Source organism: Paraburkholderia rhynchosiae (assembly GCF_002879865.1).
Classification (GTDB): domain Bacteria; phylum Pseudomonadota; class Gammaproteobacteria; order Burkholderiales; family Burkholderiaceae; genus Paraburkholderia; species Paraburkholderia rhynchosiae.
This window is the reverse complement of record NZ_PNXY01000002.1, coordinates 271,194-285,961: the sequence shown is the minus strand read 5'-3', so window position 1 is coordinate 285,961 and position 14,768 is coordinate 271,194. Positions and strand designations below refer to the sequence as shown.

Below are 14,768 nucleotides of genomic sequence, written 5' to 3'. Positions count from 1 at the left end.
GACCGCTTCAAGAGAGACCGTCCGACAGCCAAGGCGGCACCTTAATGGTTGGAAGCTCCTCGTCGTTCTGAAGCGTGAGATCAACCTCGAGAAAGTCCAACCAAGCCGGCTCCAGGCCCAGCGGCCCGTTTTTCGCGTGCGGTTGCTGCTCCCTGTCCCTCTCCCATGCCGTCAACCGCTCCCGCATAGCTTTGTCGTCCGCGAAATGCTTGGCGAAAGTATCCAGCCGGGACACGTCCAGGCTCGGCTTCGAAGCTTTGACTAGTTCGCCAAAGGCGCGCCATAGCGAGCCGGACGGTTTCCGCTGCTTCGGCGTCGTACCGACCTTTCCCAACGCATTCTGAATATCTTCGTCCCTGCTAGAATTCTTGAAATGCGACGCCGAATCCTTCTCCAGAGCGCTGTGCATATTCCTTTTGTTTGCGTCCGGATCAAGGAGTTCGACGACCGGTAAGTAGGCCACCAGCACCATCGGCTCGGGCAATAATTGCGGTCGTGGTCGACCGCTCACCACATGGACCGGGTCGAGGTCGACGACAACCATCGCCTGGTCATCCTCCGAAAGCGCACCGTCGGCCTTGGCCGAGAGAATTCCTTTGCGCCAACCGTGATAGGGCGTCAGCGTTTCGATAAGCCCCGCAGAGGCACCATGCTGCTTCGTAGCCGAATCGATTCCGATAAAGCAGCTTCCCCCGCATGAGATAGCGGATATCGAAGCGTTGCAGAAAACGGTAGCCGTTCCCGACGCAAGGACGCTAGCCTGTCCGGCGTGCCAATAGTCATTGCTTCGGGACGTTGCGGCGGGCACCAACAGGATAGTGCGGCGGCTAACACCATGGGCCTGATCCACCGACAAAAAGTTGCCCAAACTTATGATGTCGCCGTCAACCATGTTACGGGCGTCTCCTGCGGCCGAATCAGGAAAGCGGTTGAGCATGGCAGCCGCTTCTTTCCGCAACGGACCTCGATTCGCTGGACTAGTAAGCAAAAATAGTTCAGAGCAGACGAGCTCCATGCAGTAGCGAAGCGACGGCATCTTTTCCGCAACAGCCCTTACGACCGGTCGGATGCGCTCGTTCGGTATGTTGCCAAGCTGGTCAAGCAGCTGATCAATTCCAAAAAGTGGCTGTAACGCACGCCAGTCCGGGCGGAAAAGTTCGTTGGCTGCTACTGCACGGTATTTCTTGCCCCGCACGAACCGCAAAGTCCGATGTGCGCTCTCCTCCCCAAAAAAAGTTTTCGCGAGCGCCTGGTCTGGTCGCCACAGCAATGTGAGCGGCGCCATTAGTGGATGAATGTCGGTGATACCCTCTTTCGAATCGAGACGATCAGGGATCGAGCGACCGAAATGACGGTAAGTCCCCGCAAGCACGGCGATGTTAGGATGTCGGCGCAACTCGTCTTCAAGCCACTCTATCGTTTCCCGGCGCACCGACACTTCGGGAAGCACCAGCAACTCCACCTTAAGATCGTGACACGCCTCAAGAGCGCGCTTAAGGAAGCGGCGCCGCCGATGTTCGGGCCAACTCGGGACGGATGCGGCATCTCCCTCTGGCCAGCCGTGTTCTTTTGCGCGCGCGGCGGCTCCATGCGCCCGCGCAAGAGTGCCATCGCCATCCAACTCCTTGAGCAAGTCATTGCGTTCGAGTGCTGGCATACCCATTCCGGCTAGCCCGACTTCGGCGATCGGATGGCTATAACTTTCCTCAATCCGCCATTGCAGCAAAGCGACACGCATATGTGACTCAGACTTGGCTTCGCCACGCATCGACCATGATGCGTGTTGACACTCTCGAGCCGTGCGGCGAGTCGCGTCCGTTTCCAAAGTCGCGTTCCGCGTCCCGCCAACCGGCGCTAGGGAAGCCTCGGGCGCTTCCGGGGTAATCCCTGCACCCATGCTTTCCGCGCCAGCTGGCTCGGCCCCGGGTACCGTCGTGATAACTGGTGCGGACGTTGTGGATTCGGCGGTAGAAAGCCCAGCTACACCAGGTTCAGCAGTGCCGGGGTCAGCAGTGTCGGGTTCGACGGTCGGTTCAGCGATAGAACGTTCGTCATCGGCGGGCTCAGGTGTAGCTGGCTCCTCCGAAGCGCTTTCAGCAGCCGTCGATTCCGCTTGAGCGGGTTGCGCAGCGACGGCATCTGCCCTGTTTTCGGGAAATTCGGCTGGAGCCGTAGGGGCAACGTCAAAACGTACGTCCGTTTTCGCCGTCAATGGCTCCGTTGTTCGCGTCGCCAATGTCGCGTCATCTTGCTCAGCGGCGGACTCGACGGACCACCATCGCCCCAGCTTGTCGTCCAGCGTGTGAACCGACAAGAGCTCGTTGTCTGAGCGCCGACGAACCTCAGTCCATGTCGCCAGCCGACTACGACCTCGCTGCACGCGAGCTACACTGCCGTTGGACCCGAGTCCGGAATACTGCAACTTCGCAAGGATCCATTGCTGACTGTCGGCATCGGTAAATGCGGTGTCGTCACGATGACGCCGATAAGCTGGGGCCTCGATCTGTCGGACGACCAGGCCCAAATGCCGGTCAACGTACGCGGTTGCCAACGGCAGAGCTGTCATGAGCGAATTCCAATCGACAACGTTGTAGGTCGGCAGATCGTCATACGGCCACGCCCACTGCTGGTTTTCGATACTTTCACCGGGCGCCGACTGCCATAGCCGCAATTGCTCATATAGGACGTGCAGCGGATTTTCGCTGGATCCATCTAGCACTTGCGGGGCAACGCTGGCGAGAATTCCCAGTAGCGCCAGCATCCATTGCCATGGCGTCGCTTCCTTTGCCCCCGCCCAATTGTCATCGCGCAGAAACTTGCACGCGGTCTCGTAGTCAAGCTGGGGATCCTGCCGCCCCGCGTCGGGAGAGTTCCAGCCTGGCGGTATCGGTAAACTCGCAGACAACGGCGCAGGATCCCGATGCCGCGCTGCACCCCACGCAGTCGCGACGAGACCACGCAATGCCGATCCAGTGGCGGCCAGCGAAAGGCCTATGTGCAAGGCATGCGCAGACCCGAAGTCCCCTCCGTGGTTCGATTGCTCGCCGGAATTCCCGGCATGGTCAGCACCAATCAGTTTGGCCAATGCGAGTATCAACGCAAGGTCAGTCCGCAGCGGCTCGCCTCTATAATCATGCGGCAATGGCAACCACTCCAGCACGCTCAGCGGCAGGCGTTGAAGGACGAGTGCGGGAAGCAAATGCAAGCGATCTCGCAGGTCACTCGCGCCCTTGTGCCGCAGACGCATGGCCATGCCGTGTGTCTCGGCCTCCGTATAAAGCACTAGTTTTACCTGCGCCGCCGGATCATGCGCCGGATCAAAACGACGAAGGATCTCCAATGAGCGCCTTACCGTTCTTGGCAGTCCATCCGGACCCTCGCGCTGAACCTGCGCGTCCGCGATTAATGTGCCGCGCAACTTGCTCAGTTGCTGGCGCAGCACATAGTCTTGGATTTGATTCGGATGCGCTAATGCGGTCTCGTCCGCCTCAGCCGAGGTCTCATCGTCCGGCAGATCAAACGCCATCCCCAGTGCGTCGCTTACCGCACACCCGAGACGCCACAATCTGGTGTATTCCCCGCCCGGTACGCTGACGCTACGCAATCCACCGCGTCCGTCCCGCACCCAGGCGCTGACACCGAGGTTCGCGCTTTCTAACGGGACAGAAACCAGATACCACTTGCAGGCGCCGACTTCCTTGACGCTACCCGAGACGGGCTCGTGAGCAACGTGCGCCATGATGACGACCCACTCTTTGCCCTCGTCTGCGTCTGCTTGCTGGATGACATGCAGCGTCTCAAACAGGTCTGCCGCAAAGCGCGCGCGATTTGCCGGCTCTAAAGAGTTGAAGGCAATTCGGAGACTCTGGTCACCACCAAAACGTTGCAGGCCATGTGCCAGTTCTTGTGGCTCCTTCCAATTGAAGGTGAGAGGAGGCACGCCTTGCGGGCCGACGTCGGCCATGGTTGCGCCCGCGAAGTGCGAAGGCAACCGCGCGTCACGACTGGATTCGAATGCATAAAGCTTTACACTCGAGCCGTCGTCGCCTTCCACGTAGGCCAGCATGCCCGCATCGACTACGGGGACCGGCGGCAAGACAAAGATGCTGCGCGACTGGATAATTCCATTGCCGACCAGGTCGCTGTATCTCCTGAGAATTTCCCACCGGCTGTGACGCGGCGGCCCCGCCGTGTTGGCTACCAGAAATTGCAGCGCAATCTTGCTGGCATCGGCGTCAACGCGTTCAACGACGAGTTCACCGCCAATTGCGGGCGCCTGAATATACGCGCAAGCCGTCTTGATTGCATCTGGACCGACGCTGTCGTTCGGCTGGAACCGGCTCGGCAACTGGTCCAGAGGATGAGACTGTCCGTCACGGTTGGTGTCATAGCGATTCAGGAGCATCGCTGCCAGGCAGAGCCAGTGGGTCAACGTCGGGGCCACCGACCGCTGCGATTCCACGTGCAATGGAGCTTTGGCAGCAGGCACGCGCTGCAACGCCTTCCACTGCACCTTCCTGACGCGACTCTGGATGTGCGCGCGATTTCGCTTCAGCGGCACTCCCTGTAGAAGGTCCTCTTTTTGCAAAATGGCTGCGGCAAGAGAGTCAAGGGATCTGCCATGCTGCTTTATCCATTCCTTGGTACGTCCTTGTTGCATGGATGGACTCCAGTCCATCAACATGTCGAGCCCCTCTACCGCAAACAAAACGTCATAGCCCTCACGTCCATAAAGAGCCGCCCATGCGTGCCCGGTGCACACTTCTTCCCACCACTGGCGAAAGACGTGCCAAAGTCTTGGCCACGTCTCAGGAGTGACCGGCTCGGAACGTTCGGCCGCTTGCGCGGCCACTTGCCACCAAAGCGCTCGAGCGCACTTGCCGAGGTCGCCCGGCCGCAAGTCCGGCGCCTGCATGGCTTCATGCACCTTTTGGTGAACGGTTGAAGGGTCATCCAGAAGACTGGGATGTCGCAACAGATGCAAGGCGCTTTGACGATCAATGGCACTGCTATCGTCTCCGTTCATGCCCCAGCCGGTTTCACCGTCGCCAATCATCGGCGGCTCCCACGCTGGCACAGACGGCGCCAATATGCGGCCACTGTTAAGTTGCTGCATGACGTCTTGTGGAGTGCCGGGTGCTACAGCATCGCCCTTCCGTACAAGTGTCAGGTCCAGACGCGACGCCGCGTTCTGCACGGCCTCGCGCAGCGCGTTGAGTCGTGCCTCAGAGTCGGCGAGCAAGACAATGTCGTCTACATATCGCGCGTATCCGACTCGCGGCCTATCCACATCATTCGGGTTACGCTGACTGGGCTGTCGCATGAACGCCCGAGCCGCTGCGTCGAGCGGGAACATCGCGATTGTCCCAATCCACGCCGAAATGACAGGACCTTGAGGAATGCCCTTGACGTGTGCACTATGGCGTTCGCCACCGTCATCGGGATCTCGATAATCATGTTCGAAAAGGCTACCGCATAGCAGATCGACCAGACGTTCTGCTGTCACTCCCGCATCGGGATGCGGCAGTTGCAGAATATCTGCAAAGTCCTCCGCGCCACTGACGGTAAGGGCCTGCTCAATCGACGCCAACAGCCGATCGCGTACAACATAGCGTTGGATCTCGTCGTAGTATCGCTTCGCATCGAGTCGCAGCACATGCACGTGCTCACCAATGGCCTTGGCCTGCCGGTCAAGTGAGCCCATATAGTCCCGCCAGCACTCAATGTACGGCCTGAACATGCCCTGGTCGGTAGGCTTGTGACGCCCTTCCAGCACGTCCATGTCAACCTGATAGGCGAAACTTAGGGTTGCCTCGTCGTGGGGACCACGCCCATCCTCGTCTATCGCAGGATCGAACTCGCGCGCACTGAAATAACCGGTTACGCGAATCTCCTTCTCCGTTCCGTACCACCGTACAGCGGGTATGCAATCAGAAAAGGCACGCGGTCCTTCGTGCGCAAAATCGTGCCGCTCGGTGAGCAGCTCGTTCATGAGGAACTGCTGTAGATGGAGGTCCGCTGGATGAGGCATGACCTTTCGCCTCGGATCTCCTAGCATCGTTTCGTCACTGGACAACTTGCGCGGCAAATGGACCGCATCGCATGCAGCCGCAGGACGCCAGGTTTGCTGCTGCAGGCGATCGAGGGCCAGCAAGTTGAATATCTGTGCGTTGCGATCTAGGACGCGCCAACTCTCGTCATCGCAGGGCAATTCGCCACGCCGGGAGCCGTGTTCAGCTAGCATCCGCGCGTGGTTCAGACGTGCCTCTTGATTTAACAGAACTGCCGGCACCGTGGCCGCGACCTGCCCGGAGGCGTTCTTCAAATGGGGCCGCAGGAGCGGTAGAAGTGCTTCAGCCCATTGTGGACGAGGCTCCGCCAATCCTTCGAGCCGCTGTTCCCAGTTGGCAGCGCCTCCGCTCAAGGCGCGCAACGCACGGGCGGCTTGCAGCAACGCTCTCTCTCGGGGATAGTGGGAGATCGCGCGCCACAGCTCATCGCTGACCAGCGGTGTCGCATCTTTGTATCCCAGGCTCGCAGCTAGCAGAATACCGACGGCCGGCAGGGAATGTTGCTTGAGTATGGCTTCCGCGCTGAATTGATCAGCCAAAGCCAGGATTTCGTCCGGGTCCTTCCCGCTCGCGGTGTGATCGCCGGCGGCGAAACCAACCCACATCGTCTCCACACCGGAGTGGCCAATAAGTTGCCGGACTGCCCGATTCGCGCCATCGAAGCCAGCTGCATCGCGATCAAAGAAGAGGCGTAAGCTGAGATGCGTGTCCTCGGGAAGGTTGACTCCATCAACCAGATCAATAAGGCCTTTGCGCTGGCTCTCACTCAGACTCGAACCCATTACAGCGACAACAGGTAGTCCGAGTGATTGCAGCCGCACGGCGTCCAGAAATCCTTCGACCACATACAGCATCGGCCTGGATTCGCCGGCTTTGACCAAGGTGTGCAGCGCTGCTCTGGCGAGGTCGGCGTTAAACAGGACTTCGGCTTTCCGAAATCCTGGCGTCAGCAGATATTTGGCAGCGACATTGCTCGACGCGCTGCCGCCGGGCACCGGGCTTGGCCGGTAGCGTCCAGCAAAGCCGACCAACCTGTTTCGGTCAGCGCGGATAGGGATTAATACGCGCCCGTCGTGAAAATAGTCTCGGAACTCCTCACTGAGATCCAGCGATGTCTGGAGATCAATTTTCCTTTCAGGCCGTAACCGCAGCAGCAACCCGACGGAGAGCAAGCCGTCAATCAGTTCCTGGCGGCGACCGAAAGTTTCGCCCCTCAGGGCGCGCACGAGAGAGGATCCAGCTGGCAAGCAACGCAGACCGAAGTCGTACGCGAAATCGCGGTCGAAGTGTCTCGCGGCACACCATTCGACGAATTCAGACTCGTCGTGCCTTTCCTCGAAGACCCGCTGTGCAAAAGTAAGTGCATCTTCGCGCGGCGCTTGCCTCGTAACACCGCGCCCAACGAGACCTGGCCTCGGCGTAACGCCCACGCTGCGGGCCAGCCACTCCACGGCTGGCCTGAACTCAAGGCCCTGCACTTTCTTGACGAGGTCGACAGCGTAGCCGTGTTCATGGCACGAGAAACAGTGGTAATGCGAATGTCGTCCAGCTTCTCGCGGGTACAACACGAGTGATGGCCGTGTGTCCTCGTGAAAAGGACAGAGAGCGACCAGATTCGCCCCGCGCTTCTCCACTTCCATCCCAAGGCGGCGAGCAACCTCCGGCACGTCCGCCGCCGCGAGCACCTCATCAAGGTCGTACCAGTCCATCCAATTTCCTGTTCTTTTTTTCCATAGATGGCTTCAACCCGCATGCCATACATGTCGGCGGCGCAATCGCGATCTCACGATTGAACGTCCACTTGCGAGACTAGATCTAACGTCAGGACCAAATTCTATATCAGCTTATGTACGCATCGGGTTTGCAATGCCGTCAAACTCATGTTCCGTCCCGCCTACACCTCGAACGTGAATGCCAGCGCAATATCCAACTGATGCGGCCGATGGGGCGTCTTGCGCCGGACTTCACGACCGTCGTGGACTTCCGTCGCGACAACGGCCCCAGCTACCTGAGCTTCGAACCAACCATGACACGAACGGCGGCAATGCGCTTATGAGTTGCCTCACAGCGGCCGATACTCCAACGGCAGCAAAGGCCGGCGGATTCAACCGGTCGATGCAACACAATGAACGTCGCATGAGCGGCGGGAGTGTTGCAAATGAAACAGAGGCGCCGGATCTATTACAGCGAAAGCCAGAAGGCATTGATGTGGGAACGCTGGCGTAAAGGCGAGTCGTTGCAGCACATCGCCCAGCTATTTGACCGCAATCACTCGTCAGTACAGGGAATTCTGGCGCAAACTGGAGGAATCCAGCCGGCACCCCGCCAGCGATCCAGGCTGGCGCTGACGCTTGCCGAACGCGAGGAGATTTCGCGAAGCCTCGTCGCAGGCGATTCGATTCAGTCAATCGCCCGGCGACTGTCGCGATCACCGTCCACGATCTGTCGCGAGATCAAGCGCAACAGTGGGCAGGCCGGCTATCGGGCCAGCCACGCCGACCAGCTGGCATGGGATCGGTCGCTGCGCCCGAAAGTCTGCAAACTGGTCGAGCACCGGATGCTGGCTCATATCGTGGCCAACAAGCTCCAGTTGCAGTGGTCGCCCCAGCAGATTGCTGGATGGCTCAAACGCGCCTGGCCAGGCAGCGAGGACTACCACGTGTCACACGAAACCATCTATCGCAGTCTTTTCATCCAGGCACGGGGTGCACTGAAGAAAGAGTTGCTGGAGCATTTACGGCGCACCCGGGCCATGCGCCGCTCGCGCCATCACACGCAGAAAACGGACGATCACGGCAGGATCCGTGACGCGGTATCAATCAGTGAACGCCCCGCCACCGTGGAAGATCGCGCGGTGCCGGGACACTGGGAAGGCGATCTCCTGTGTGGCAGTGGCGGCAGCCAGATTGCAACGCTTGTAGAGCGTCAGACGCGCTATGTGATGCTGGTGAAGATCGCCAGCAAGGACAGCGAAACAGTAGTCAATGCGCTCATCAAACACGCTGGAAAGCTGCCTCAGGAACTCTATAAATCGCTTACGTGGGATCGGGGAACAGAGATGGCGGACCACAAACGGTTCACTATCGCCACCGACATTGCGGTGTATTTCTGCGATCCCAAACATCCTTGGCAACGCGGCTCGAATGAAAATACCAACGGCCTGTTAAGACAGTACTTTCCGAAAGGCATCGACCTGTCGGTCTACTCACAGGCCAAACTCAACGCAGTAGCACGAAGGCTGAACGAGCGACCACGAAAGACTCTGGATTACGAAACACCGGCTGAACGGTTCCATCGAACTATTGCATCGACCGGTTGAATCCGCCCCGAGCAGCAGCCATACCGAAGTAACGCTCGGCGTCATGTTCGGACGGCGAGCCTTTCCCATGGACACGGTGCAACGGGAACTGCGCGGTTCTGCCTCAAGTGCCATTGGGAAATCACGGCCCGGGCCAATCGAGCAGCCCGATCCTGAATTAGCGAGTCGGTTCTCAATCGCCCCTACCAGATCGTCGGAGCGAGACTCGCCTCGCAGCATGTGCACTACCAGCCGATCTTGCAGTCCGGGATCAGTCAAAATACGGACGATCAGTTCCTTTGCTTTCCGCACAAGCGATCAACGCTATATCCATTCCGAGCAATCTAGGACCAGCACGCTCGAACACATAATCGCACGCTGCCAGCAACGGCAACTCTTCTCCGTAAAGCCTGTCGACGTTGCCCGCAGCAGCATAGTTTTCCAGCGGGTACCGGAAATCCACGGCGTCTTTTGGCTTGGACTGTCCGCGGTCCAGCCACGCGATCACTTTCGTCATCACGAGGCCAGGTATCGACGCAACGGGGATCTCGCAATGATCTGCGATGTGTACAGTCACCGCGCTATTCAGCGCTTCGGCGTAGCCCGCGACATTCATCACGATTGCCATGTCGGGCGGCCACGCCAGTTGCGATGGCGAAATCTCGACACCGCCGAAGGGAACCAGATCCGCTGGAAAGCCCTCTCGAACCGCTGACGAATAGTGAAGCCGATGCAAAATCGTCGTGTCCGGTCGGAAGGTCGGCTCCTGAAGAAGCGCAGCTCTGAGCGCTTTAAACGCCGGCAACTCTCGATGGCCGTGGCGAAATCGATGTCAGGACTTGCGCGATTGAGAGGGAGGCCATGAAGGTGGTACATCGCAATATCTCGCGCCGTCGCGCCGACAACGAAGTGCTGTAGGTTCATCAGCCGGGCAACGCGGTCCAGAATCTCAGTACAGCCCGCTTTGCTTCCGGCAGCGGCGGCGTCAGTTGCTTCATCCGTGTCTCATCGAGATGCCAGAAGGCGTCGATGATTTCCAGCGTGCCGGCGGGATCGGCACGCAATCGGCGGCGCTTGGCTAGCGCCATGATTGCGGCTGGTCTCGCCGCCGGTTCGACATAGAGCGTTTGCGAGGCTGGCCGAAGCTGTCCAGTCAATTTTGCAGCAGCAACTTTCCCACTCCGCCATGCTTGCCGCGCAGGAAGTTCTGCATGCTGCCACCACAATGGATCGCCCACTCCAAACCGTTGCACGTTGAGCTTCGGCAACAGGCGAAGCGGATAGTTGATCGTCCACGCTTCCCTCAGTGCGGCGGGGTCGAGCAATCGCCGGCCATCCGCGCCTGCCAGCACGCCGCGTTCGCGTAGGTCGTCGAATACGCTGCCAACAGTACCAAGCGCCACACCCGCGGATGACGCGATTTCTCGGTACGGACGGTTGACCAGTTCTTGAGCGGATAACAACACAAAAATCATCCGGAGCGCCGAGACACTCGCGGAAATGGCAGGCTTTCCTGATCTCGAGGCAAGACGCTTGATGTCCGGATTCATCGGCCGGCATGTCACAAGGATGTACCGACCAGGCGTGCGCACATACAGATTACCGGCGAGGTCGATGAACTGTAGACCTTGTTCGACACATTCATCCGCTAACGCAGGTGTCAGGTAGCTAGTGGCCAGAAGGATTGGAAAGTCTGTGGTGGCGCCTTTGGCAACGATAGCCCTCACGTCCTCCCGCGATTTTATCCGGCCGCGGGCCGCAAGTGTGTATGACTGGCTGATACCGCTCACCTCCAGCGTGACCTTCCCTTCCCTCGCCGACGCAATGGTTCGCCCTGCCGGACGGAAGTCGACGACACACAGCGGAACGCTCAGACGTCCGGTGGCCGCATTGACGAGTTGTATGAGGAGCGTTTCGGTTGGGCGGTCAAAGTTCGCAAGCCGTACTGGCTGTCGTCGTTAATAAACTGATTATTAACGATGTTCTGGTGGTATTGGCGTTGCCGTGTACTCAGTGATGTACTCATTTGCGGACGACTCAGGCCGTGTCGTTGCGTGACCGCAACGCGCACCGCCATTGAGAGGCCGTGTGCCTTTGCGAAGCGGACGCTAGGGCAGTGAGCGTTGTGCACGCAGCGGTTTCCCGGTGCCCATCAAGCGGGGGAACGTTTGTTCAAGATTGGCTGTAGTTCAACACTTAGAACGTAATGAGAGGTTGAACGACCCGCTGTTCCTGTTCATGAGGTATGCGTGTTCATCTTTTCTGAACAAACGACATTGCGCTCCACCGTTTCCTTGCCCTTGCCGGTCCCCGACGAACCCGGCGTGTCGTCGTCCAGGGGTCCACATGATCTTCGGCGCCGACCTGGGCACGCCGTGGCGGGAGAACGAGCTGCGAGAAACGAAGATCGTCTTTATCGGCAAACAGCTTCCGGCAGACGTCTTCACAGCGGGGCTGGACGGTTGCCTGTAGGCTGGCTGGCTGCGATGCCGCCAGCGGTCCCACACTGGCGGCATCGGCGAACGGGACCTACGCCCGTTCGCCCCGTATCAGCCACACAAGGCACGCACCGCCAAAGAGCGAAGTAACGACGCTGATGGGCAGATCGTCGGGCGCGGCGAGCATGCGCGCGGCCACGTCCGACCAGACCAGCAGCACGGCGCCGAAGAGCGCCGACGCGGGCAACAGCCGCGCATGGCCGGCACCGACCAGCCGTCGGCACACATGCGGCGCAACCAGCCCGACGAATCCAATAGCACCGCTCACCGCGACCATCGCGGCCGTGACGAGTGAACTCACGACGAACACTTCACGACGCACCCGCGCGACATCCACGCCGAGCGTTGCGGCGGCGACATCGCCACTCATCAGCGCGTCGAGCTCACGCCGGCGTGCGGCCAGCAGCACCATGCCGCCGGCGGCGAACGCGGCTGGCGCGCCTAGCAGGTCCCATCGCGCCAGTCCAAGACCGCCCAGCATCCAGAACAGCACTGACGACGCCGCGCGCTGGTCCCCCAGATAGAGCAGCAGATTCGCCAGCGCCATCATCACGAACGACACGGAGATACCCGACAGCAGGAGGCGTTGCGAATCGAGCCGGCCGGCGCGCATAGCCAGCGTGACGGCGAGCGCCATCGCCGCGAGCGCGCCGGCGAACGCCATGGCTGGCAGCGTCAGCGGGCCGAACATGGCGCCGAGCCACAGCGTTGCAGTCACCGCGCCGAGCGTCGCGCCCGAGCTCACGCCGAGCAGATGCGGATCGGCCAGCCGGTTAGCCGTCGCAGCCTGCAGCGCCACGCCCACCACCGCAAGCGCCGCGCCGACGACCACTCCGAGCAATACGCGCGGCAGTCGGATCATCCAGACGATCGCATCCTGCGCATCAGCCGGCACGGCTCCAGTTAGATCGCCCGACAGATGATGGAGCAGAATGCGGACGGTCATGCCCGGCGAAACCGGCACCGGTCCGAGCCCTGTTGCGACCATGATCGACCCGGCGAGCACCAGACCCAGCAAGGTGAAGGGAATGAGCGCGCCTCGACGTGTTCGCATCGCCGGCCTGCCGCCCGATAGCGTATCCATGCTCAGCGCGCCTCCCCGGTAACGGCACCGGCCAGTGCGCCGAACAGCTCCGGATGCAGCCCCCGCGCGAGGGTCTCGACGGCCCCGGCGTTACGCACGCCCGGCGTCGCCGCATCGTAAGGCACGACGATGAAACGGCGTGCGCGCACTGCGTCGACTTTTGCGAGCACCGGATTGCCGGTGAGAAAGCGGATTTTCTGTGTGGCGGTCACGGCGCCATAGTCGACGATGACGATGGCCTGCGGATTGCGTGCGACGACGCTCTCCCAGCTGACCTGCGTCCAACTCTGCTGAACGTCGTCCATCACATTGCGACCGCCTGCCGCGTCGATCAGGGCGGTCGGCATCGCCAGCGCCCCGGCCGTAAACGGCTTGTCCTCGCCGCTGTCGTAGACGAACACGCGCGGGCGCACCGGGTTGGGCCCGAGCGCGCGCGATACAGCCGCGATACGCGCCTGCATCGCCCCGATCACACCCGCCGCACGCGCGTCTACATTGAAGATCGCGCCGAGGTTGCGCAGGTCGCGAAAAACGTCGTCGAGCGACGCCGCCGGCATCGGCATGACGTGTGCGCAGGACTCCGTGAGCTCGTAAGACGCGATGCCGAAGCGTGCAAGCGCCTCAGGCGTGACGGGACCGCCGACGCGCATGCCATAGTTCCAGCCGGCCAGATAGAAATCCGCACCGGCGCCGACGAGCGTCTCGATGGACGGATAGCGGCGCGCCAGTTCCGGGATCCCCGCAAGGCGTACGCGCAGAGACGGATCGTCCGTCTTCCAGCCGCCGATTCCCGTGAACCCCGCCATCCGTGTCCTGAGCCCCAGTGCAAGCATCATCTCCGTCAGGTTCGAATCGTTGCTGACCGCCCTGGCCGGCGCACGCGCGAACGTCACATCGCGGTTGCAGCTGCGCACGGTAACCGGATAATGGCCAGCCTGTGCATACGATGCGGCTGCGCAGAGAATGGTGGCCGCCGTTGCGCGCCAGAGGGAAGGTTTCATTTTCGTCATGTCCCGGACTCCGGTCCTGTAATCAGCGTGATGCGCGGACGTCCCGTCACCGGGTGCCGGTCGACAAGCGCATCGACGCCATACACCGTCTTCAGCAAGGGCTCGGTTAGTACCGCCTGCGGCGTGCCGCACGCGACGATCTCACCCGAGGCAATCACGTACAGCCGGTCGCAGAACGCAGCGGCGAGATTCAGGTCATGAATCGTGGCCAGCGTGGTGATCCGCTGCCGCCGCACGAGGCCGAGCAGTTCGATCTGATGCCGCGGATCGAGATGATTGGTCGGCTCGTCGAGCATCAGCACACGCGGCTGCTGCACCAGTGCACGGGCCAGCAGCGCGCGTTGCCGTTCGCCGCCCGACAGCGAAGCGAACGGCCGCTGCCGGTGCGCATCGAGTTCGACATCGTGCAGCGCGGCGTCGACGAGCGCGGTGTCCACGGCGGTGTCGCCGTCGAGCAGCCCCTTGTGCGGCGTACGGCCCATCGCGACGACCTCTTCCACCGTCAGGCCGAAGTCGTCGGGCGGGTCCTGCTGTACCACCGCGATGCGTTGCGCCGCCCAGCGCCCGGACTTGACCCAGACGTCGTCGCCGTCCAGCCTGACGGCGCCGCTGCGCGGCCTTGCGTAACGGAACGCACACCGCAGCAGGCTCGTCTTGCCGCTGCCGTTGGGTCCGATCAGGCCGACGAATTCGCCCGGCTGCACTTCGAGCACGATCCGCCGCAGCAGGCTCTCGCCGTCGTCCGGGCGTCTCGCATCCCGCGACGACGGCGACCAGCCTAGCCCTTCGATATGCAGTGAGGTCATG

8 protein-coding genes are annotated in these 14,768 nt (G+C 60.9%); 2 read left to right on the top strand and 6 right to left on the bottom strand.

Annotated elements, in window-relative coordinates; genetic code table 11:
• Positions 1–7: 7 nt before the first annotated feature.
• Positions 8–7,780, bottom strand: a complete 7,773-nt coding sequence (locus C0Z16_RS03580) for a CHC2 zinc finger domain-containing protein (protein WP_102630835.1) — start codon at positions 7,778–7,780, stop codon at positions 8–10.
• Between the two features lie 449 nt (positions 7,781–8,229).
• On the opposite strand from C0Z16_RS03580, the gene C0Z16_RS03570 reads away from it, so the two are divergent.
• Positions 8,230–9,390, top strand: a complete 1,161-nt coding sequence (locus C0Z16_RS03570; RefSeq protein ID WP_102630833.1) for an IS30 family transposase — start codon at positions 8,230–8,232, stop codon at positions 9,388–9,390.
• A gap of 250 nt (positions 9,391–9,640) precedes the next feature.
• On the opposite strand, the gene C0Z16_RS03565 is transcribed toward C0Z16_RS03570, so the two are convergent.
• Together C0Z16_RS03565 and C0Z16_RS03560 are read right to left on the bottom strand one after the other, a co-directional pair.
• Positions 9,641–10,174, bottom strand: coding sequence for a nucleotidyl transferase AbiEii/AbiGii toxin family protein (locus tag C0Z16_RS03565; RefSeq protein WP_102630832.1), 534 nt, complete (start codon positions 10,172–10,174; stop codon positions 9,641–9,643).
• A 118-nt stretch (positions 10,175–10,292) separates the two neighbouring features.
• Positions 10,293–11,159 carry a type IV toxin-antitoxin system AbiEi family antitoxin gene (locus C0Z16_RS03560; RefSeq protein WP_244201145.1) on the bottom strand — a complete coding sequence of 289 codons (867 nt, stop codon included), beginning with the start codon at positions 11,157–11,159 and terminating at the stop codon, positions 10,293–10,295.
• A 556-nt stretch (positions 11,160–11,715) separates the two neighbouring features.
• On the opposite strand from C0Z16_RS03560, the gene C0Z16_RS03555 reads away from it, so the two are divergent.
• Entirely contained in the window at positions 11,716–11,841 is a 126-nt protein-coding gene (locus tag C0Z16_RS03555; RefSeq protein WP_244201144.1) for a GTP-binding protein, read from the top strand.
• A gap of 57 nt (positions 11,842–11,898) precedes the next feature.
• Here C0Z16_RS03555 and C0Z16_RS03550 read toward each other — a convergent pair whose 3' ends face one another.
• The 3 genes from C0Z16_RS03550 to C0Z16_RS03540 are packed head-to-tail and all read right to left on the bottom strand — an operon-like array spanning position 11,899 to position 14,767.
• Positions 11,899–12,951 (bottom strand): FecCD family ABC transporter permease, encoded by a 1,053-nt coding sequence (locus C0Z16_RS03550; RefSeq protein WP_102630831.1) that lies wholly within the window; start codon positions 12,949–12,951, stop codon positions 11,899–11,901.
• Between the two features lie 2 nt (positions 12,952–12,953).
• Positions 12,954–13,952, bottom strand: a complete 999-nt coding sequence (locus C0Z16_RS03545) for an ABC transporter substrate-binding protein (RefSeq protein WP_407070651.1) — start codon at positions 13,950–13,952, stop codon at positions 12,954–12,956.
• A gap of 5 nt (positions 13,953–13,957) precedes the next feature.
• Positions 13,958–14,767, bottom strand: a complete 810-nt coding sequence (locus C0Z16_RS03540; protein WP_102631001.1) for an ABC transporter ATP-binding protein — start codon at positions 14,765–14,767, stop codon at positions 13,958–13,960.
• Position 14,768 lies beyond the last annotated feature (1 nt).

What these genes read in the sequence shown, in the direction of transcription:
- C0Z16_RS03545 (WP_407070651.1), bottom strand. Translation starts at nt 13,952, where the DNA reads ATGAAACCTTCCCTCTGGCGCGCAACGGCGGCCACCATTCTCTGCGCA.
- C0Z16_RS03550 (WP_102630831.1), bottom strand. Translation starts at nt 12,951, where the DNA reads ATGGATACGCTATCGGGCGGCAGGCCGGCGATGCGAACACGTCGAGGC.
- C0Z16_RS03555 (WP_244201144.1), top strand. Translation starts at nt 11,716, where the DNA reads ATGATCTTCGGCGCCGACCTGGGCACGCCGTGGCGGGAGAACGAGCTG.
- C0Z16_RS03580 (WP_102630835.1), bottom strand. Translation starts at nt 7,780, where the DNA reads ATGGACTGGTACGACCTTGATGAGGTGCTCGCGGCGGCGGACGTGCCG.
- C0Z16_RS03540 (WP_102631001.1), bottom strand. Translation starts at nt 14,767, where the DNA reads ATGACCTCACTGCATATCGAAGGGCTAGGCTGGTCGCCGTCGTCGCGG.
- C0Z16_RS03570 (WP_102630833.1), top strand. Translation starts at nt 8,230, where the DNA reads ATGAAACAGAGGCGCCGGATCTATTACAGCGAAAGCCAGAAGGCATTG.